The organism is Aeromonas sp. QDB18 (genome assembly GCF_027705325.1).
GTDB classification, from domain to species: Bacteria; Pseudomonadota; Gammaproteobacteria; order Enterobacterales; family Aeromonadaceae; genus Aeromonas; species Aeromonas caviae.
Window position 1 is genome coordinate 1 of the sequence record NZ_JAPDBQ010000295.1, and the last position, 1,170, is coordinate 1,170.

The following is a 1,170-nucleotide window of genomic DNA, read 5'->3' on the forward strand; positions in this document are numbered from 1 at the left end:
GTAACCGTTCACCGGGAGGATGTTGACAACAACTCTTCCGGGAGCGGGTAGTCTGTTTTCTCTATGCAGGCACTGACCACGGCCCTCAGCCATTCCTGCGGACAGCGACCTAACCGCTTGGCTGTCTCTATCAAAGACAAGATGCGCTGCCGAAACAGCTCTCCCCGATGTGACCAAACGCCATAGCTCCCCTTGCGCCACAGCACATACCCGCGTAGCGCCCGTTCCGCCTCATTATTGGTCAAGGCTATCTCGTCGTTTTCCAGAAAACGCCACAGCATTTCATCATCCTTGAGCAGTAGCCGACAGCGACCTCGGTAGCGCTTGCTGCACAGCAAACTGCCTCGCCCCAGCTCTTTTCGCCAGCTTTGCCGACATCGCTCAAGCCTTCGCTGATATTGTTTCTGGCTCAACACGCCTTGTTCATAGCCATGTCGAACCCTGAATACGCTATTTGCGAGAAGCACCAGTCGGGCCCCAATGGGCTGATTGACCTTTTCGCCGCTGTCGGCAATCGCTGCCACATTGCGCAGTACATGGGCCCAGCACAGCTGACGCTGGCTGCTGTCGATGAAACGGTATCCTGCGTACTGGTCTGTCACCAACACGCCATCCAATTCTGAGCCCAGCAGCCGTTTGGCCGCATCCTGACCCCGGCCAAACGCCGTCATGAAACAGACGGCCACCTTGCTCAGTGCCAGCCACATCCAGCGCCGCTCACCACCACGCTGATGCCGTGTTTCATCGGCATGGATACAGGAGGCTGATTGCACTTGTTGTTTGATGGCCTGGTGCGTCGGGGTCAACATGGCACTGACTCGCCCTTGCGCCTCGCTGATGGCGCCGCGACTGAAGCTCAGGCCGAAGTGCTGTTTAAGCTGTTGTTGTATCTGGCTAATGCTCTGGTGAAACAGACCACTTTGCAGGGCGATGTAGCTCAGCAGGTTGGTCCCCATCTGGCTGCTGCTCACCGTCTCGGGCAACGGAGCCGGGCTGGTCTCGATGCAATGACAACAGGTGCCGCTAAAGAGCTGATGTTCGGTCACCCTGTAGCTGACCTCGGGCAGGTCAAAGACCTGATGGACGCGGTAGGGTTTGTCATGAAATACCACATTGCCCCCACAGCAGGCGCACTGTCTGGCAGGGTAATGGGGTATTACCGTCAGCCGT

General features: G+C 57.4%; 1 protein-coding gene. It reads right to left on the reverse strand.

Translation table 11 applies throughout. The features are described from left to right. Positions 1-8: 8 nt before the first annotated feature. Positions 9-1,170, reverse strand: a 1,162-nt coding sequence (locus tag OKC30_RS20960) for an IS66-like element ISUnCu16 family transposase (protein ID WP_270809817.1), incomplete at its 5' end; no start/stop codon positions are given.